Below are 650 nucleotides of genomic sequence, written 5' to 3' on the forward strand. Positions count from 1 at the left end.
CGGTCCAGGAGCTGACTCAGAAGACGGAAGAAGACATGATGAAGGTACGCAACCTGGGACGCAAGTCCCTGGAAGAAGTGCAGGAGAAACTGTCCGAACTGGGACTTTCTCTGCGCAAAGAGGACTGAAGTCGGGGGAGGGAAGGATCCATGGCATATGCGAAATTGGGGCGTGATTCGGCCGCCCGGAAAGCGCTGTTTCGTGATCTCGCTGACGGACCTCATCATCAACGAACGGATTCAGACCACCGAGGCAAAGGCCAAGGAGGTTCGTTCCATCGCCGAAAAGATGATCACGTTGGCCAAGCGCGGCGACCTCCATGCCCGTCGGCAGGCGGCCGCTTTTGTGCGTAAGAACCGCTCTTACACCGAAAAGGACGGGGAGGAGACGGTACATCACCAGGTGGATGCGGTGAAGAAGCTGTTTGATGAGATCGCTCCCCGTTATGCCGAAAGACAGGGAGGTTACACCCGGATCATCAAAATTGGACCGCGCCGTGGCGACGGTGCGCCGATGGTGTACCTGGAATTGGTACAATAAGTGACCCGGGGAAAAGGGAGAGGGAGGGATCGCGCGCACGGTCCCGAAATCTGCCCTTTTTTCTTTTCCTGGACCGTGCCCGTTCCGTAATGGGTCTCCATCTTTGTCTG

General features: G+C 56.9%; 1 protein-coding gene and 1 pseudogene. Both read left to right on the forward strand.

Translation table 11 applies throughout. The features are described from left to right. Positions 1-128, forward strand: a 128-nt coding sequence (locus RZO55_RS02105; protein WP_318062655.1) for a DNA-directed RNA polymerase subunit alpha C-terminal domain-containing protein, incomplete at its 5' end; no start/stop codon positions are given. 21 nt (positions 129-149) lie between these two features. Further along, positions 150-540 (forward strand): annotated as a pseudogene (gene rplQ, locus RZO55_RS02110) (50S ribosomal protein L17). The last annotated feature ends 110 nt before the right edge of the window (positions 541-650 follow it).

It is taken from the genome of Clostridium boliviensis (assembly GCF_033342255.1).
Taxonomy (GTDB): Bacteria; Bacillota; Clostridia; order Lachnospirales; family Lachnospiraceae; genus Lacrimispora; species Lacrimispora boliviensis.